18 protein-coding genes are annotated in these 17,423 nt (G+C 42.7%); 8 read left to right on the top strand and 10 right to left on the bottom strand.

Annotation, left to right across the window (positions count from 1 at the left end; translation table 11 throughout):
* The first annotated feature begins 1,221 nt into the window (after positions 1-1,221).
* From AACT52_RS38520 to AACT52_RS38510, 3 genes are read left to right on the top strand one after another with little or no spacing between them, the layout of a single operon-like run.
* Positions 1,222-1,632 (top strand): response regulator, encoded by a 411-nt coding sequence (locus tag AACT52_RS38520; RefSeq protein WP_073635532.1) that lies wholly within the window; start codon positions 1,222-1,224, stop codon positions 1,630-1,632.
* 52 nt (positions 1,633-1,684) lie between these two features.
* The gene (locus tag AACT52_RS38515) at positions 1,685-1,912 is read left to right on the top strand and encodes a hypothetical protein (protein WP_073635531.1); all 228 of its coding nucleotides are present in this window, start codon (positions 1,685-1,687) and stop codon (positions 1,910-1,912) included.
* A 16-nt stretch (positions 1,913-1,928) separates the two neighbouring features.
* On the top strand, positions 1,929-2,363 hold the full coding sequence (locus AACT52_RS38510) for an RrF2 family transcriptional regulator (RefSeq protein ID WP_073635530.1): 435 nt from the start codon (positions 1,929-1,931) through the stop codon (positions 2,361-2,363).
* 394 nt (positions 2,364-2,757) lie between these two features.
* On the opposite strand, the gene AACT52_RS38505 is transcribed toward AACT52_RS38510, so the two are convergent.
* The 6 genes from AACT52_RS38505 to pgeF all read right to left on the bottom strand — a co-directional run bounded on the left by AACT52_RS38505 (position 2,758) and on the right by pgeF (position 8,955).
* Positions 2,758-3,603, bottom strand: a complete 846-nt coding sequence (locus AACT52_RS38505; protein ID WP_073635529.1) for a helix-turn-helix transcriptional regulator — start codon at positions 3,601-3,603, stop codon at positions 2,758-2,760.
* Between the two features lie 1,022 nt (positions 3,604-4,625).
* Positions 4,626-5,567, bottom strand: a complete 942-nt coding sequence (locus tag AACT52_RS38500) for a hypothetical protein (protein ID WP_073635528.1) — start codon at positions 5,565-5,567, stop codon at positions 4,626-4,628.
* A gap of 444 nt (positions 5,568-6,011) precedes the next feature.
* Positions 6,012-6,413, bottom strand: coding sequence for an HNH endonuclease (locus AACT52_RS38495; protein ID WP_073635527.1), 402 nt, complete (start codon positions 6,411-6,413; stop codon positions 6,012-6,014).
* Positions 6,410-6,772: a hypothetical protein gene (locus tag AACT52_RS38490; protein WP_073635526.1), complete on the bottom strand. Its 363-nt coding sequence runs from the start codon at positions 6,770-6,772 to the stop codon at positions 6,410-6,412. Before AACT52_RS38490 ends, AACT52_RS38495 begins: the two co-directional genes overlap by 4 nt.
* Positions 6,773-6,993: 221 nt before the next feature.
* A complete protein-coding gene (locus AACT52_RS38485; RefSeq protein ID WP_073635525.1) occupies positions 6,994-7,977 on the bottom strand; it encodes a hypothetical protein in 984 nt (327 codons plus the stop codon).
* Positions 7,978-8,151: 174 nt separating this feature from the next.
* Positions 8,152-8,955 (bottom strand): peptidoglycan editing factor PgeF, encoded by an 804-nt coding sequence (gene pgeF / locus AACT52_RS38480; RefSeq protein ID WP_073635524.1) that lies wholly within the window; start codon positions 8,953-8,955, stop codon positions 8,152-8,154.
* A gap of 77 nt (positions 8,956-9,032) precedes the next feature.
* Here pgeF and AACT52_RS38475 point away from each other — a divergent pair, with 77 nt between their 5' ends.
* Together AACT52_RS38475 and AACT52_RS38470 are read left to right on the top strand one after the other, a co-directional pair.
* Positions 9,033-9,875, top strand: a complete 843-nt coding sequence (locus AACT52_RS38475) for a biotin--[acetyl-CoA-carboxylase] ligase (protein WP_073635523.1) — start codon at positions 9,033-9,035, stop codon at positions 9,873-9,875.
* A 264-nt stretch (positions 9,876-10,139) separates the two neighbouring features.
* Positions 10,140-11,846, top strand: a complete 1,707-nt coding sequence (locus AACT52_RS38470) for a M23 family metallopeptidase (protein ID WP_073635522.1) — start codon at positions 10,140-10,142, stop codon at positions 11,844-11,846.
* 80 nt (positions 11,847-11,926) lie between these two features.
* On the opposite strand, the gene AACT52_RS38465 is transcribed toward AACT52_RS38470, so the two are convergent.
* Entirely contained in the window at positions 11,927-12,607 is a 681-nt protein-coding gene (locus AACT52_RS38465; RefSeq protein WP_073635521.1) for a riboflavin synthase, read from the bottom strand.
* 338 nt (positions 12,608-12,945) lie between these two features.
* Between AACT52_RS38465 and AACT52_RS38460 the strand changes: the two genes are divergently transcribed.
* Complete coding sequence (locus tag AACT52_RS38460) at positions 12,946-13,443, top strand: bifunctional nuclease family protein (protein ID WP_073635520.1); 498 nt, start codon at positions 12,946-12,948, stop codon at positions 13,441-13,443.
* An 80-nt stretch (positions 13,444-13,523) separates the two neighbouring features.
* On the top strand, positions 13,524-14,681 hold the full coding sequence (locus tag AACT52_RS38455) for an aldo/keto reductase (protein ID WP_073635519.1): 1,158 nt from the start codon (positions 13,524-13,526) through the stop codon (positions 14,679-14,681).
* 17 nt (positions 14,682-14,698) lie between these two features.
* Here the strand turns inward: AACT52_RS38455 and AACT52_RS38450 are convergent, their stop codons facing one another.
* The 3 genes from AACT52_RS38450 to AACT52_RS38440 form a co-directional block, all read right to left on the bottom strand.
* Positions 14,699-15,145, bottom strand: coding sequence for a DUF3574 domain-containing protein (locus AACT52_RS38450; RefSeq protein WP_073635518.1), 447 nt, complete (start codon positions 15,143-15,145; stop codon positions 14,699-14,701).
* 364 nt (positions 15,146-15,509) lie between these two features.
* Positions 15,510-16,085 (bottom strand): Uma2 family endonuclease, encoded by a 576-nt coding sequence (locus AACT52_RS38445; protein WP_073635516.1) that lies wholly within the window; start codon positions 16,083-16,085, stop codon positions 15,510-15,512.
* An 87-nt stretch (positions 16,086-16,172) separates the two neighbouring features.
* Entirely contained in the window at positions 16,173-16,523 is a 351-nt protein-coding gene (locus tag AACT52_RS38440) for a winged helix-turn-helix transcriptional regulator (RefSeq protein WP_073635515.1), read from the bottom strand.
* Between the two features lie 199 nt (positions 16,524-16,722).
* On the opposite strand from AACT52_RS38440, the gene AACT52_RS38435 reads away from it, so the two are divergent.
* Complete coding sequence (locus AACT52_RS38435) at positions 16,723-17,376, top strand: SDR family oxidoreductase (protein ID WP_083630755.1); 654 nt, start codon at positions 16,723-16,725, stop codon at positions 17,374-17,376.
* Positions 17,377-17,423 lie beyond the last annotated feature (47 nt).

Genomic DNA, 17,423 nt, shown 5'->3' with positions numbered 1-17,423 from the left:
ATTTATAAACTTATTAATTGGTGAATTAGGGTCTTCACTTAGCGATAACCCCGTCATGGTTGCCTACGGATATTCAGCACTAATGCCACTGACTGATGCAATGTGAGTAGCGGGAAAACGCAAAGTCTCAAGTCGTATATGTTCGTTAAAACCAAGCAAACCCAATTTGTGATAAACCTGTGTTCATTTTCAAATGACGCAACATAAGTAATATGGTTGATGTGACGAATACACTCAATGATGCTACTTCCAGTATTTTCAAGTAAATTGGAACTTCGGTAGGACAAAGCTTTTCATACCTAACTACAACAAGCGGAACTAACAAAAACTTGCTCAAGTTCTCCCAGTGCTTGCTGCCACTTTTAAGTAGAAATCACTTTGCTTATTGCCGTGGTTGTTACTCTAAATTGCTTGAAGTGTGTAATTTAACACTTGATATTTCTTAATATCTCAGACTTTGAATAAAAATGCAAGGGCAGTTAAGACAGTTAAGACAGTTAAGAGATTTATAAAAAAATCAAATTTTTTTATTCTTTTTAAGAATAATTTTTTATCTTACCACGGCTTTAAATGAACGTGAGTTCGAGGGGTTGAAAAAGTTATTCCGGGATTTACGATTTCACTCGGACTTTACGGAGTCATTGCAAAGGCGACGCTACTTCCCGTTCAAATGACATTGAATCGTGCCACACTCGTGCTGTTTCTGACTGTTGTGATGTGTGTTGCATCGGGAGCGATCGCTCCCAGAGCGTAAGTTACAGTCTGCTGACCCTGCCGAGATTTTCTAATTCTTACTTATTAGTAGAAAAAAGCCCTTTTTAAAGAGGGCTAAAATGTAATATGCTATAGTGCTATATATTCATAATTTAACCTTGTTATTAGGTATTTTGTACCTCCTTTAGATAGACATATTTACAATTTCATTTCATTGAAAAAAAACTAAAATATAGATTAAGAAATCCCCCCTATCGGCAATGGAGGAAAATAGCAGGGGGGATTGGCGTGATGTTGGTGTTTATCCATTTTCTAGTATTAGTAAATGTTAGCTAATTTCATACCACCATCTGACAGATATAATTGTTAAAAAAATATGTAGTTTAGGCAACAAAGTATTCGCAGACACATAGAAATTTAATAATAATCAATTCTAACAGTAGAAGTAAGAGGAAAACAGAACTAGTTAGTTTGTAAATTGTGGAGTATTTTGGTTGCATTTTACTAATGGGTGAAACCTGCAAAACCATTTTGTTAGTCGAAGACGAGCCTGATGCACGGTTTTTAATCGTCACTTCATTTGAATTCGCTGAATTACCAGTCTCTTTTCAAGTCGTTGAAAATGGGCAAGAAGCTATAAACTACTTGTTGGGTAAGGAGCCTTACGCTAACAGAGAGTGTTATCCAGTACCAGTGATGATATTGACAAATATCAGACTGCCTTATATGTCTGGTTTTGAGTTACTTAGATGGGTTAAGCAGCATCCCAAACTGAAACATTTACCAGTTGTGGTAATGAGTGTCTCTGACGATCCAAATCATTTGATTCAAGCGGCTGGCTTAGGCGCTTGCTCCTACTTTGTTAAAACGTCATCTTACAATGATTTGATAGACATTGTGGTGAAACAAATATTGTGACAGCAATGTTCCGTTGACTTACTTCCTAGAAGCAATATTCTCAAGTAAGTAGATGGGCGTAAATAAACATAACTATATTGCAATGGGTAAAGGCGCAGGGAAAAAGGGGAAAACCTTTACCCTTTACCCTTTACCCTTTACCCTTACAAAAGGTTACATAGTTCGATTTAATTGTGCCAACCTACTTAGTGTTTTATTAATATATTTTATTTATCATTTAAATAAAAAGAAACATTTGTTTTTATCAATAGAAATTTCTAAAGTAAAAGCAACCAGCTAGTAAGGGCTGTGCGCTGATGAAACTTTCAAACAAACTTGAATATGCAATTTTAGCCCTGCTAGAACTGGCTAAGCGTTATCATAGCGACGAATCTTTACACATTCGAGGGATAGCAGGGCTACAAAGTATACCAATTCGTTATTTAGAGCAGATCCTAGCAACATTAAGGAATGGGGGTTTGATTAAGAGCGTTCGCGGGTCAAAAGGTGGTTATGTCTTAGCACGAGACCCCAAAAAGATTACGGTTTTGGATGTTTTGAACTGTATTGAAGGTGTAGATGCTGTGTCTGCTCCCGATTCCACTTCCCAAACAGTAGACAATGAGGTGATTGAGGAAGTTTGGGAACAAGCAAATCAAGCAGCTTACTCTGTGTTGCAAAAATGTACCCTTCAAGACCTTTGTGAGCAACAAGCAAGCAGACAACAAATGGAAAATATGTACTATATTTAAAGACCTCGTCGAGATCTCGACTAGTGAGAATGTTGATGAGATAGCGACTCATTCTTGTGCCTGACGCGCTTGCTGAAACCGTTTTAGAATTTGGTTTACAAAAGTCTGCCCATCAATGGGGGGAGTATGGTCTGAAGCCGAGATTGCTGCGTCAATTTTTTCTCGTACGTCCTCCACTCATTCGGCATTAGCTGTAAGTTCTAAGAACTATTTTTGATGCGCTGTTACATCGAAGATACGCGTCTCACTGATAACAATTCGTTATCGCAAAAATATCGCTGTTCTTGTTTTCCGAAAGAAATTCCTTTAATAATTCCATCGAAAGCGACCTCCCGATTGTGTCGCCTTGTATTGTGGCGCATAACGGATGCGAGAGGATTGTAAAAAATTGACCTCAATTGGGCAGCACAATATGGCACGGATGCAAGCCCCGTTGTTCAAGATAGGCTGTGGGAGTACAACCAGCAAACGTACGGAAGTCGTGAATGAAGTGCGCTTGGTCGAAGTAGCCGCACGTTAAAGCGACATCCATCCAATCGACGTGTTCTTTTCCAGCCAAGAGGTAAAGGACTTGCCGCAAGCGCTGAACGCGACAAAACAGCTTGGGCGTCAACCCCACTTCATCGCGGAATAGTTGGCTGAAATGGCGAGCGCTGAGACCGATTTGATCCGTCACTGCGCGGACTGTGGGCATGGGTACTCGCTGAAACTGGCGTAACGCGAAATCAACAGCTGGATGTCGTTCGGGCGGCTGCGCCATCAGAGCCAGGAGGAAATGCTCCAAAACGAGGAAGCGAGTTTCTAAGGTTCGAGCTTCGAGTAGGCGATAGCGAAGCGCTGCTGCATCCGGCAGATCGCGGAGTTCTCCGGTGCGGTGATTCCACAATTCATCCAGCGATACAATCTGATTGTGCAATTCTCCGGCAGGAAGCGCAAAGAACGGAGTACCGCCGCCTGGCTTGAAATGCATACCCATGACACAGACTTGGCTATCGTTGTCGATGATGAAGCTTTCGGAATGGACTCCACATATCCTAATGCCGCGTGTGCTGCCACACCGTGCCCGACTGTGCGGATCAAACAGAGGGATCTCGTCCTTGCCCAGGTTAATGACTAACTCCATCGAACCAATCGGCAGCAAGCGTACCTGCGCGCTCGGCAGGTTGTCACCCTCGCTAGACCACAAAAACGCCACAAACTGCGATAATGGCGAGCGAGGGACATAAGTGTGGTAAATCATAGAGCGATCGCAACAAATACTCGACAAAACTCTTTTCAAACTTTGTTGTCTGGCAATAACTACACTTGCTTTGACCTCAAATCTCGCATTTGAGATAGTGTTCCGGTGTTGTCATATTCTCTCATATTCTCAAAGACAAAGATTTCCTTGGTTTGGCTGCGTAGATATATGCAAGGCAGGGCGGGGGAATCGAACCCCCGTTATGTTGCTCTTGGACAGGAACTTCTTTCAGATCTCACAGCGCTCTCAGTACATTTGGAGTTAGGTCAACCAGACCTCCCCGCAGCAACACTACCCCGAATGAACCGACTGTCGCATAGACAACAGGTACAGGTACAGCCATAAGAACCTCCTTAATGTTCACAGAGAACGAAGTCCACCACTGCACTGTTGAGCAGCTGCCTTTGAGCACCTCCAGAAGAACCCTAACTACCAAGCTTGTTGGAAGGCACTTGCCATCTCAGCACTAGCAAAATTGTAACTATGGCTTGGGTTTGATACAATCGTTCATTCTACTTTACTTACACTGCACAGTTGAGTCAAGGTGTTGCCCATGTGGGACACAACACCTGAATCCGATTGCCCTACAGAATTTTCCAGCTTGTAGCTTGGCTTGAATAAAGCGTTCCTGATCAGGTGTGAGACTGATGCTCCTAAGAAACTTCTGTTCAAACTATCTACGATTTTAAGGCGAAAACCTCATCCTGCCTTTGACCTTCCTGAACATCAGATTTATGGTTATAAAATTCCTTGCTCAAATAACCTGTTTTCCAGAGGCAAAAATCTTCAAAAAAGTTCATGATATGGGTTTCTGACAGTATAGAAAGTCTAAAAGAATAAAGAAGATAGAATTTAGGATTCAGAACCTGAAGGTGCGATCGCCCTTGGCGGGTGCTCCGCACCATCGTGCATGGAAAGCTAACGATTGAGTTGAGCCGCCGCAGATAACCTCAATACGGTCAGTTCCAATGACTTGTTAGCTGTTTGCTATCAGTAATTTATCTCCATTGGTTGCATTGCACTTACTCTGTAACATTATTCACTTGTCTCGCAAGCTGGAGTATAAGACGCATAAAGTTTCCTGTGAGGTAAATCATGAACTCCACTTCATCTAAGGAAAACGCTTCATTATGCTTAACAGCATCATTCTGATAGTCCTGATATGTGCTTAATAGTTTTTCATATAAATTGACCACCTGACTATGTAAGCCTTTCTCCCTAAGCCAGGGTAGAAGATGATTCTTTTGATTTTCTAATGATTTCTGGTTCTTAAGAATCTTCTTTAGAAGTTGCTCAAGAGCAAACCGTAGATTATCAAGCAAATTCCTGTATTGACTTGTTTCACCACTTTGATAAATTTTTAGTGCCTTTTCAAAGTGCCCAGCGACCTCTGGATAATCTTCAAGTCCAGAAAGGGCACTATCGATAATTCCTCTATCCAAAAACTGATCACCGTAAGGGTAAACAATTACTTGCTTACCTTTTCTGTAGATTTCAAAACTAGCGCTGGGTGTTAATACAGATAGCCTCCTAATTTCTCTTACTATCTCTGAAACTATATCTCGTGTTTCATTATGTCTTTCTTCTAGCACCCAGAAAAGAAATTGCAGGGCTGTAGCTAGCTTTTGTGAAGTCTCGCAATCATTAATGCACTTATATACATTTGTATCACCAAATCCCTTTTTTGTATAATAATTAGGCTGCAAATGCTTCATTGCGTCTTTCATGAAAGAATCTGGTTTGTAGACTGGCTGTGACTTTATCACATCGGCTTTCTCTGCTTTATCGAAATTAAATATTTCAAGAAAATGCCTATCAACATCTGAATTGGAAATCAAATAATTGCCAATCCACTTATCGAGAACACCAACCAATCTATACTTGAACTTTAAAAATTCTTCCTCATATGCTAAATCAATGTTCCAGCGTCTATAGTGATTTTTTAAGCGTTTTTCAATTTGCATACTGAGAATCTAGTGTTGCTTATTTCATACTGAAACTTTCTTGTATGGTAGCTCAACAACATAGAGTATCCGCCCGCCACAGTTTTGCTACACAATGGCTGCAAAATGGCTACGATATCCGCTTATAGCCCTAAGCAATATCGCTCTGTGAACTGAGGTACGTAGCTTTGATTCAAAATTGATCGCCCCACACATAACATTGTGGCAACTTTGCTGTACCCTTCCAACCAATAACCCTGTGGTTTCACAGTGGAGTTGAGCCGCCGCAGATAATTTTTGGCTCTCAGAGATAACCTCAATACGATTGGCTCCAACGCAGTGTTAGGTGGCTAACCACGCCCCAACAATTTGTCATACTCTGGGGTTTGATAAGTACAATAAGGAGCGATGCCAACGCTTGAACCAGCAGCCTGGTGCAGCCCAACATTGGGCTGCACCAGGCATTTACGGAAACAAACCTAAACGAATCCATAATTGTCGTGCTGCTACTTGAGAAGGACTGTTTATCTGCAAATACTCGACTGTGACTTTTCCAATTGAAGTGATGCCCGTAACCGTACCAGACTCAACACTGGCTTGGAAATGCTCATCCCATCGGTCTTGTCTTGGATGAAAGAAACGAGCTTCAGTATTTGAATTAGGTTCAATGCCACTGATGCGAATTCCTTTACGGAGATTACATGAGCGACATGCAAGGGCTAAATTGGACTCATCATCTGCACCTTGTCTAGAGAGCGGGATAATGTGTTCGACCTCAAAGGGAAAGTTGAATACCAGTTCAGGCGCATGACAGTATTCACAACGATGATTGGCTCGTTCTGCAACTACAGCGTAATAAGGGTTCATTGACTCAATTGCTGCATTAATGCGGCTGTCCGGGCTGTTGCAGCTCTGAGTTCAGTATCAACGAGAGTATCTAGCTCTGCTTGTTGCTCTGGCGGCAACGCTTGTCCTTGATCTCGTGCTGTCCGCCATAAATTCATCAACTCCGATAACCGTTTTTGTTGATCTGTACTGAAGAACGGATCGGGACAAAAGTTTTGAATAACCAGCAGCGCACTGAACTCAGTTTCACCTAACTGAGCCGTCAACGCATCTAGGGCTTGCCCCGCAGTTTTGCCAACCGATTGCTTGTCACCTGCAATAGCGCGATAAGACTTTTCACCGTTTGGATTAGAGATTGGCAAAATAGCTACTGTAGTCATTCTTCTAACTGGGATTCGCTTGCCTCAAATTATAGCCCTAAGCAATATCGCTCTGTGAACTGAGCTACGTAGCTTTGATTCAAAATTGATCGCCCCACAGCTAACATCGTGGCAACTTAACTCTGAACGCTGACAGGCAACCTTGCTGTACCCTCCCAACCCATCATCCTGCGGTCTAACGGTGGAGTTGAGCCGCCGCAAATCACCTCTTGTGCTAAAGTTCATAGCACTCTATTCTGGATTACAGAATAACTAGGCTCAATGTAATGATGCTTATCTATCTTCAAAATTGCAATTATAACCTTTTCTATACAAACGTTCAGAAACCTAAATATATTCGGTAGATAAGGTTCTTGAATTATGCTGGTGTTTAGATATTCATGTATTGTTTTATTGCGGAAATTAAAAGAGTTTTTAATTTCGTCATCTGTATAACTTAGATCATAATTAATTAGTGTTTTGATAAACTTTTTCAACGTTTCTGAATTCTTTTTGATGCCAATAACTGCTTTCACTCGGTCATATTCCTGCTCCTCTTGCTGAGAGAAAATTTGAATATTGCCTAATCCCTCCAAAATCCGCCAAAATGCTTCAACTCTTTCATAAGTGTAAGGCAGATTTAATGTTTCGTTGTATCGTATTAAAAGCATCTCAATATGCTTCTTCTCAAGCTCATCAAAATTCATGTATGTTGAGATTGCTTTCATCAAATACTCCTGTGTTACAGGATAAGGTATCAATGGTTCCCCGTAGCCAATTGAATCAACAAACTCCCCAGCTAAAAATGGTGGCATTGCAAGTAGAATTCGATCTCCACTAGTTAGTTTTGGGCTACCAAATATAACTCTTCTTCGCTGAAAAAAGGTTAATAAATAAGCTACAAAATATTGAAGAAATGAGTTTACTTGCTCTGTATAAGCATATGAGTCGTTACTCTGGAAAGGAGGATAGATAATTCTCAAATGACCAGTTCTTGCACACGCCTGAAAATTATGCCCTATTGTTTGCTTATTTTCTGCTGAATTGAATTCAAAAAATTCCTTTTCTATAGGAAAAATTTCTTCATCGTTAAAAAGCTCAAAGAATACGTGAGCTTCTTTTCCATTGATATCTTTAAGGTTGATAAATTTGTAATCAAATCTTATTGGCTCCTCAACTAAGCGACCAAAAAAGAAATTCAACACATATGTGTCTTTATACTGCATATTCCTTGAATAAAAATGTCAGTCATGTCTTCCGAACTCGCGGATAAATTAATTCATTTGGGATGCGTTGCGTTCAATGTGTTCATTTGCAATTAGTCAGAAAAATCTGAGTTTGATGCGCTGTTACATCAAAGATGAACATCTCACTGATAACAATTCGTTAGTTCGAGCCACTCAAAAGTCATTGCTGACAATACCTGACCACTGCACTTTTTTCTGCTTTTCCCGACGGTAAGAAAAGAAATACTCTGGAGTTTGATAAGTACAATAAGGCGCGATCGCCACCTGCTCTAAACTAATTCCCATTTGTTCGATCTGTAAAGCATTCACCCGCCGCACATCCAACAGTACCCGTCCTGGATTTGGATCTGGAAGTAAGGGTGAATTTGGTAGCTCGTACAATGCAGCTAAAATTGCTTTTTCGTCATTATGTGGTATAATGCTATTCCCAACTTCCGCAGCAACACCCTCTGAGACTTGATAAACCTCGCCTGCGATCGCAGGTCCCATTGCGATGCGCAAATCTTGAAGTTTGCTACCTTGTGCTTGCATTCGGTTGATGGCTTGCGGTACTATCTTGAGCGAAGTCCCACGCCAACCGGCATGGATTGCTGCCACCCGTCCCGTTTTCTCATCAGCAATAACCACGGGCGTGCAGTCAGCCGTGGCTACCCATAGTGCTTGCAACGGCTGGTCACTGACTAAACCATCGCCCAATGCAAGGGCAGAATCACCAACGCCCTCGACGTCGTCTCCACCTTCTGTTAACTTACCTGTAATTTCTGTTGGAGTGAGAACGGTATTGCCATGTACCTGTTTTAAGCGATAAACTGATGCCTCAGGATACAGCACCTTTGTGAGTTCCAAAGGAGAACTAGGCGAAAACTGCTGAGTAAAAAAGCCGTGATGCCAGGATTCCAGTAGACTACACGTCAGATAGGGTAGTCCTTCCCAAGTGCGCCAGTGCCAAGCGTGCATCTTTAACCGAACCTACAAACAAAATAAAAAGCAGCCAATTCATCGTAACGTGAACGAGTAAATTTAGGTAAATTGTTGTGGGATTGGATCGGCAAAAGCTGGAAGCAGCCCTGGAAGCAGGGCGCAAAAATACTTATTTACCATTTTCGCTACATCTTTTTGAAACTGTTTCTTCAACTAACCAAATCCTCTGGGACTTACTGGCTCAAGGCGCTGAGGCAGGATGTGTGGTGATTGCTACTCAGCAAACAGCAGGACGAGGACAATGGGGTCGTCAGTGGATGTCCTCACCTGGGGGATTATATCTTTCTATGGCGATGCTCTCAAAGACAGCCGCGCAAGGCGCGAACGCTCCCCAGCTATGCGCCACGAACAGCTACCAACTCACGCTGGCTACAGCTTGGGGAATTGCCAAACAATTGCGAAGCTGCGGCGTTCCTGTTGAAATTAAATGGCCCAATGATTTAGTCTTAATGAGCCGCAAGCTAGCCGGTATTTTGACGGAAACCAAAGTACACAGAGGACAAATCACCCAAGCAGTGATTGGTGTGGGTATGAATTGGGCTAACCCAGTACCGGAAACCGCAATAAATCTGGAAATGTGGCAAGCTTTGCAGCACACCAGACCAATTCCATGCCTGGAAATGCTTATCTCTACAGTTTTAATCGGAATAGAATCTGGTATACAGTGCCTGTTCCAAGAAGGAGTAAATATATTAATATCTCGTTATCTAGAGTTGCTGACAAATATGGGCGATAGAGTCAACGTCAACGACACTGTAGGCACTATAGTTGGCGTGACAAATACTGGGGAGCTTCGGGTTCGCATGGAAACAACAGAACTTAAATCAGTAAAAACACCAGAAATTTGCCTTCAGCCCGGTACAATCAGTTTGGGTTACTGTAATTCATCTGATTAAGCAACAACTTTAGATTTGACATTGAGGATTGGTTCATGGTTAGTAGTTAGTACTTAGTGTTAGTGGGTAATGGTTAGTGGTTAGTGGTAAGGAACAACCAACCACTAACAACTAACAACCAACAAATGTACAGACGCTTCAAACAGCGCGTCTTTACAACTAACAACTAACCACCATCAATCCCCAATCTCAAATCTAAAATTGACTGACAAATTACTGAGTTAATTTCTTTAAGTTAAATCCACACACAACACTAGAGAAACAATGACGCAACGCAATCACTCGACCGAGAACCGTTTGCATCAATTGTGGCACCGATGCCTATCAACAAGACGCTTTGCGTCTACGCTCCCAGCACAGAGTCTAGCTTGGCTTGGCAGCATCAGTATGCTAAGCAATGGTGGCTTGGTGTTTGCCCAAACCGAATCAGCAATAGACAACATCGTTCCCACTGCTGAAAGCTCGCAACCAGCACCATCTGCAAATACAGTAAAAAAATATACTGTTGAACAGAACAATAGCACCTCCGGTTCACAAGCGGGTGGAGCGCAACCAGAATTTTCTCAACGCCGAGCTAGACTTAGAGTGCGACTATCTAAGTCAAAAGCTTCCAGTCCTGTGGTAATTATCAGAAATTCAAGACGTCAGGCGGAAGATTCCAGCCCTGAGGTAGGTATTAGAAAGCGAAAACCCCAGGTAGAAGTTTCTGTACGCAGCGAAAGTTTGAGAAAGTTGAGAGCAAGAGTAAGGTCCGAAGCTGCGCGAAGCGCCTCGCAAAACATCAGAGAGGAAAAACCTCAAGTAGAGGCTTTGCAGCCAAGCACCACTGTAAGAGACGACAAACCTAAACAAGAAGTTTCCCAAAAGAACTACTCCCCAGCTCCCTCTGCTGACTCCACCAGCAAAGATTACAACAATTCCTACATTGACCCCACAGAGTATCAGGTAGGTGCTACCAATAAGTATGAAGCACCGAATTCTGTGGTGATCACACAAAGGTCTAATGGTTGTAGAACAGTCGTGGGGCAAAATGTTCCCAGCAGCGTTTGTGCTAAGCTTCCATATCAAAGTCAGCGTTTAGCAGATTCTGATACTGCAGCCCACAAGAAAACGCCCAGTTGGATGAGAAGAAGCAAACCCACTACATTAGCAACTGTTCCGCCAGCCAGACGTGTTGCTAGTGAGAGAAACTCTTTCGTGCGTCCCACTCGTAGTATTGCTTCTGGTGTTTTGACTAGGACTCTCCGGCGTCACTATTCTGAAGAAACTTCTGGTAGTGTGACTAAAAGTACATATCACCCAAATCGATTTATCCCCAACTTCAACCAAACCACAACAGTCAGTTCTGTACCGATTGCGCCAGCTGCTGGTGGTTTATCAGCGCCGATGACGGCTGACAATGTTGCTCCTCGTCCCAGTAATATAACTTACGACATCCCACTGGCAGCAGTATTGCCGCAAATCAACTACGGTGGAGTCTATGGTGGTAGACTCGCCTATGGTGGTACTGGATTGATGTATCCCCTTTCTGCCCCCTCTCCAATTACTTCTCTGTTTGGTTGGCGAGTTCATCCGATTACAGGCGATCGCCGTTTCCACTCGGGTACAGATATCGGTGCGGCAATGGGAACACCTGTTTTAGCAGCCTACTCTGGTAAAGTAGAGAGTGCTGACTGGTTGGGCGGCTACGGCATGACCGTTATACTTAACCACACCAACGCCCAACAAACTCTTTACGGTCATATGTCAGAAATCTTTGTTCAACCCGGTCAGGTGGTCGAAAAGGGAACCGTCATTGGGCGAGTTGGCAGCACTGGTAACTCCACAGGTCCCCACTTGCACTTTGAGGTGCGCCAGCTAACACCAGAAGGGTGGGTTGCTACTGACCCAGGCACTCAACTAGAGTATGCCCTCGGTCAATTAATTCAATCGTTACATACTGCTCAGGCTCCTCAGCAATCAGGCAGCTAGAGGAGTTGGGGGAGATGAGCGAGATGGGGGAGATGAGGGAGTCATTGCTCCCTTATCCGACAGCATCCCCTACTCTTTATTCACACATACCCGTGTTCAACCAAGAATGCGGGTGATATATCATTTGGAATTGTGTCTTTCGCTTGTCCAAGGTCTTGATTGCCAAAAGAAACGAATTTTTCCACGTATTTGCCAAGAATATCCCCCTCTAAATTCACCCAACCACCAGGACTTAAGTAATGGAGATTGGTTTCGGCATAAGTGAGGGGAATGACTGCTACCATAAACTGCGAGAGCTCTGGCTGATAGTCGGCGACTGTGAGGCTGATGCCATTTATGGCAATACTGCCTTTGGGAACAATATAACGGGCGATCGCTTTTGGCGCTGTAAAGGTCATTTCCCAAGACGTTGCTGTACCTTGTGCTGACACCAGTTCACCTATACCATCCACATGCCCCATGACGAAATGACCGCCTACTTTACTTCCCACCCGCAGCGATGCTTCCAAGTTAACGTACCTCTGTTGTGTTTGGTCTTGTCCTAGCGTTGTGCGACGCAGGGTTTCTGGTGAAGCTGTGGCGATAAATCCATCTTTTAAAATTTTTTCTACCGTTAGGCAGATGCCATCCACAGCGATGCTGTCGCCCGTCGCCAAATCTTGCATAATGACATTAGATGACTCACTCACACAAGTAATTTGCCAAGAATCCCCCCCTAGGGGTCTTACTGTTCCTAATGCTTGGATTATTCCTGTAAACACGGCTTTTTTGCAAAACTAACTCTATTTATTACCTATTTTTGCCTGAAAGCACCTCGTAATTCTGCCAAAAATTTAGTTAATTTGAGTATAAAATCAGACAAAAAATTATGTCAAAATCTCAAAACATTTACATCTGTTACTAGGCGACTTGGGAAAGTAGATTATTGTCGAATTAGACTTGTTTGACTTACTCTGGTGTTCACATCCATTTAGGAGTTTAATAGAAGCAATTATAGAGAATGAAGAGTTATGTTTATTTTAGCCCCAAGATGGCTTGTACAAAGGTACGATTTGTTACATACTACCCTAGCGCTCAAAGGATTTTAGAGGCTTAGCCAATGCTTGAAATGAAAGTCGCTGGCATAGCATTAGATGCCATAACCCGCAGCCCGATTGTACTGTTAAAGGATGCTTCAGACCGTCGTGCATTACCAATTTATATCGGTCAGGAGCAAGCTAGGGCAATAATGGGCGCACTGGAGAACCAAAAGCCTCCTAGACCCTTAACCCATGACCTGATTGTGAATATTCTAGAGGCATGGAACATGACTGTAGAACGGATCATCATTCATTCGTTACAAAAGGATACATTTTATGCTGCTTTGATTATTAAGCAAGGCGATGTCAAGAAAGAAATTGACGCGCGTCCTAGCGATGCGATCGCTATTGCTCTCCGTACAAATACTCCTATCTGGGTGATGGAAGAAGTCATTGCCGATGCTTCTATCCCGGTAGATCGGGATGCTGATGAAGCTGAACAGCAAGCCTTCAAAGAATTTATCTCCAATCTCCGACCAGAGGATTTGATTAAGCGCTTTGGCAGTGGCGAAACATAGAAAAGTTATGAGTTATAAGTGATGAGTTATGAGTGACTTGCTTAAACTCTTAACTCCTAACTCCTAACTCTGTGTTAAAGATGCTATACCGACGCTTTGGGAAAACGAATCTACGCTTGTCTGTGTTTTCCTTGGGAACAATGCGCGCCAACGCTTCACCTGAAAATGCATGGCAGACCATCCAGAAAGCTATAGTGCTAGGGATTAATCATGTAGAAACTGCCAGAGGATACGGTAAAAGTGAGGAGTATCTTGGTGAGGCGATGTCTAACGACAAGCCGCTGCGCGTCTACGCCGTTGGGTTACCAGTGCCCCGTTCTCAAGTTCATATCACCACCAAAATCCCACCCACACCAGATGCTGACACGATGCGTCGTTACATTGATGAATCTCTAGAACGACTTAAGTTGGATTATGTAGACTGCCTGGGGATTCACGGGTTAAACACATGGGAACATTTTAACTGGGTAAAAGCCAAGGGTGGCTGTATGCAGGCAGTGCAGGAAGCTGTTGCCGATGGTAGGGTAAGACACGTTGGTTTTTCTACCCATGCACCTCTAGAGATCATTTTAGCGGCAATCAATACAGATTTATTTGAATTTGTCAATCTGCATTATTACTATTTCTTCCAACGCAACGCAGAGGCAATTCAGCAAGCTTTTGAGAAAGATATGGGAGTGTTCATTATTTCTCCTGCTGACAAGGGAGGACGCCTGTATACACCACCCGAAACCTTAAAGGATTTATGTCATCCTTTTTCACCCTTAAAGTTAAATTATCGGTTTTTACTAAGTGATCCTCGAATAACTACTCTCAGCGTAGGACCAGCACACCCAAATGAATTAACAGAACCCTTGCAAGTTGCTGAGTGTGACACAGAGTTAACCCCAGAAGAAATGACTGTTTTTCAACGACTAGAAAATCATCAAAGGGCTGCGTTGGAAACAGATAAATGTAGCCAGTGCTACGCGTGCTTACCTTGCCCAGAAAATATTAATATTCCAGAAGTATTGCGGCTACGCAATCTTGCTGTAGCATATGATATGACCGACTTTGGACAGTACCGCTACAGAATGTTTGAAAATGCCGGTCATTGGTTCCCAGGAATGAAAGCTAACCGTTGTACAGAATGCGGTGAATGTCTTCCCCGGTGTCCAGAAAATTTAGATATTCCCGCTTTGTTACAAGATGCTCATAATAGGCTTAATGGACCATCAGGACGAAGGTTATGGAGTTAAAGCCAACGAAATCAACTTTAAAAAGATAATTTGACAGTGCTAGTGACACGTAGAACAGATTCCTGTTGAAATGTTTGCTTATAACTTGCAATAACCTGTTCAACCATATGATTTTTACTTAAGTTATTCTCATAAATGAGAATAACTAACTTAGTCTTTTCCTTTATCAGTTTGCCATCCTGATTGAGGTACTGTCCGTAAGCATCCATGACAGTTAATCCTTGCTGAAAGCGGGGCGTAATCACACGGTTTAAAAAAATCTCCCACTCAACATCAGATACCGTTAAACCTCCTGGTTTAGATAAGCCAAAGTACAGCTCATCTTTCGTAAGAATCCTTTCACTTGATTTTGAAGCGGATGTTTGAGGTAACTGGGCGCTTGCAAAATTATTTGTATGAGCAGGTTCGATAAAAAGTAAACCTGCCAGAATAAGGCTATTTAAACTTTTTTGTAGAATTTTCATTGAAGTCGTATGGTTGATATTGCCAAGCTATGACTTCACCGTTTGGTTTTAGCGTTCCGAAAAACACCAAGCAATGCAATGGTTGACAGTATTCACAATCAATGGTTCCAAGTGGAGCGTCCGAAGGGAAATCGCAATTGTATGAATGGCAAGTAGCAACCGATACTATTAACTCATAGATTACATACTCAGATCTTGCACCATTTTTAACAAGAGCCTCTGGCTCTAATATCTCGTTACCAGGTTGAACCTGGTAACGAGGGTTTGGAGGCTTCGCCTCCTCACTGTTGCAACTCTTGCAAGATTTCAGCATACAATTAATTCAAGAATGTGACTAAAACTTTTGCTGATTTGATGCTCATTTCTAGAATAATCTCGCTAAAGGCAACGTAAACCCTACTACAACATCTTCACCACTTAAAATTGCTGTAGCTGGATACTGGGTGATTGAACCATCCCCACGATAAACCAAAGCTTGCTGATTTTGACGGTCAATTAACCATCCCAACTTGACACCGTTAGCTATATATTCTTCCATTTTTGCCTTGAGTTTTTCCAAGCTATCGTTTTTAGAACGAATTTCAATGACAAAGTCGGGTGCTAAGTTGATAAACTTGTCTTCTTGCTCATCCCAACCTTCAGGTAAACGTCCTTTAGCCACAAAAGCTGCATCAGGCGATCGCACCGCAGTATTTGGTAATCTAAAACCCGTGCTTGAACTGAAAACTTCACCTAAATCCTGACTTTCTACCCAATTGAACAAATAAGCGCCTGCTTTTATTTCTCGATTACCAGAAATCCCTCCAGTTGGTGGCATAGTTTCTAACGTTCCATCAGCATTACGTTCAAACCGAAGTTCTGGGTTCTGCGAACTCATGAGCATAAGTTCTTCATCGGTGACAGTATAAAAAGATTGCACCTGAGCTTTTTTGCTGTTCATAGCAATGTCATAGAAACCTTAATACACAGTTCAATTTTAGGCTGGAATACCATGACCTCTCTTTCCTTGTACACGCCGTCCTAAACCCTAAAACGGATCAGAATTCTTCATATAACCAAATTCATATCCTGGCATACGCTGCTTGCCCCATTCACACATCAAATCTGTAATTGGTCGAACTGATTCGCCTAATGGGGTTAATGAATATTCAACCCGAGGAGGTTTCTCTTGATAAACTTCGCGGCGTATTAAACCGTGGGTTTCTAGTTCACGCAGTTGTTGCGTCAGTATCTTCTGTGATATTCCCGGAATTAATTCCTTCAATTCACTAAAACGTTTCGACTCTTGTCTAAGCCACCATAAGATGACACATCTCCATTTACCACCAATAACCTCTAGGGTGACTTCCACTGGACAATGGTATTTCGCTTCACGCATCCTCACTCGTCCTATTAGTATCCATTTGGTAACTATCAACAGCCTGTGATACCAGATATTAAGTGGTCTGACGGTGACACAAGCAGCATTTCAATCTAAATTACCATGTGGCAAATTTCCAAAGGATGCAGCTAATCATGAGTATTTCATGACTTACCGAGCGAGTGGAAGTTAATTCTCTTACTGAAGGAACAAACTTATGGAGCTACAGAACAAGGTCGCCATTATTACCGGAGCTAGTGGAGGAATTGGCGAAGCAGTCGCTAGGGATTTGGATGCAGCAGGCATGAAATTAGTACTTACTGCCCGCTCTCAAGATAAGCTAGAACGACTTGTATCTAGTTTAAAAAATGCCAAAGCTGTACCAGGTGAAATTACAGATCCGGGTTTACCACAAAAATTGGTAGATACAGCTATCCAAGCGTTTGGTCAGCTGGATGTGGTTTTTAGTAATGCGGGTGTGATGACTGTTGGTTCCATTGAAGAAGTGGACATCGAAAAAATCTGTGATATGGTACGCATCAACGTTGAGTCCGTTTACCGAATGGCTTACACGGCGCTGCGGTACTTCAAACAAACTGGTAGTGGTTTTTTAATCAACACTTCGAGTATTTCTGGTTTAAAAACAGTTCCCAACATAGGCGCTTACTGTGGGACAAAGTTTGCAATTGAAGCATTTACAGATTCGCTGCGGATGGAGTTAGCTGGGACTGGCATTGGTGTCGCCTGTATTGAACCTGGAACAGTGGACACGGGACTTTACCATAACTGGGATGAGAAGAACAAAGATTTTGTCTTCTCTGGAGGGGCATTACAGCCTGAAGATATTGCACGTTGTGTCCGGTTTATCTAGTGGGGGTTCGGGGGCTATAAGACCCGCGCTATAATCTTCGATTTAGC

This window comes from Scytonema sp. HK-05 (assembly GCF_963872035.1).
Taxonomy (GTDB): domain Bacteria; phylum Cyanobacteriota; class Cyanobacteriia; order Cyanobacteriales; family Nostocaceae; genus Kalymmatonema.
This window is presented reverse-complemented; position numbering and strand designations above follow the sequence as displayed.

Excerpts from the sequence above, each read along its gene's own strand:
- AACT52_RS38520 (WP_073635532.1), top strand. The coding sequence starts at position 1,222 with ATGGGTGAAACCTGCAAAACCATTTTGTTAGTCGAAGACGAGCCTGAT.
- AACT52_RS38515 (WP_073635531.1), top strand. The coding sequence starts at position 1,685 with ATGGGCGTAAATAAACATAACTATATTGCAATGGGTAAAGGCGCAGGG.
- AACT52_RS38510 (WP_073635530.1), top strand. The coding sequence starts at position 1,929 with ATGAAACTTTCAAACAAACTTGAATATGCAATTTTAGCCCTGCTAGAA.
- AACT52_RS38505 (WP_073635529.1), bottom strand. The coding sequence starts at position 3,603 with ATGATTTACCACACTTATGTCCCTCGCTCGCCATTATCGCAGTTTGTG.
- AACT52_RS38500 (WP_073635528.1), bottom strand. The coding sequence starts at position 5,567 with ATGCAAATTGAAAAACGCTTAAAAAATCACTATAGACGCTGGAACATT.
- AACT52_RS38495 (WP_073635527.1), bottom strand. The coding sequence starts at position 6,413 with ATGAACCCTTATTACGCTGTAGTTGCAGAACGAGCCAATCATCGTTGT.
- AACT52_RS38490 (WP_073635526.1), bottom strand. The coding sequence starts at position 6,772 with ATGACTACAGTAGCTATTTTGCCAATCTCTAATCCAAACGGTGAAAAG.
- AACT52_RS38485 (WP_073635525.1), bottom strand. The coding sequence starts at position 7,977 with ATGCAGTATAAAGACACATATGTGTTGAATTTCTTTTTTGGTCGCTTA.
- pgeF (WP_073635524.1), bottom strand. The coding sequence starts at position 8,955 with ATGCACGCTTGGCACTGGCGCACTTGGGAAGGACTACCCTATCTGACG.
- AACT52_RS38470 (WP_073635522.1), top strand. The coding sequence starts at position 10,140 with ATGACGCAACGCAATCACTCGACCGAGAACCGTTTGCATCAATTGTGG.
- AACT52_RS38460 (WP_073635520.1), top strand. The coding sequence starts at position 12,946 with ATGCTTGAAATGAAAGTCGCTGGCATAGCATTAGATGCCATAACCCGC.
- AACT52_RS38455 (WP_073635519.1), top strand. The coding sequence starts at position 13,524 with ATGCTATACCGACGCTTTGGGAAAACGAATCTACGCTTGTCTGTGTTT.
- AACT52_RS38450 (WP_073635518.1), bottom strand. The coding sequence starts at position 15,145 with ATGAAAATTCTACAAAAAAGTTTAAATAGCCTTATTCTGGCAGGTTTA.
- AACT52_RS38445 (WP_073635516.1), bottom strand. The coding sequence starts at position 16,085 with ATGAACAGCAAAAAAGCTCAGGTGCAATCTTTTTATACTGTCACCGAT.
- AACT52_RS38440 (WP_073635515.1), bottom strand. The coding sequence starts at position 16,523 with ATGCGTGAAGCGAAATACCATTGTCCAGTGGAAGTCACCCTAGAGGTT.
- AACT52_RS38435 (WP_083630755.1), top strand. The coding sequence starts at position 16,723 with ATGGAGCTACAGAACAAGGTCGCCATTATTACCGGAGCTAGTGGAGGA.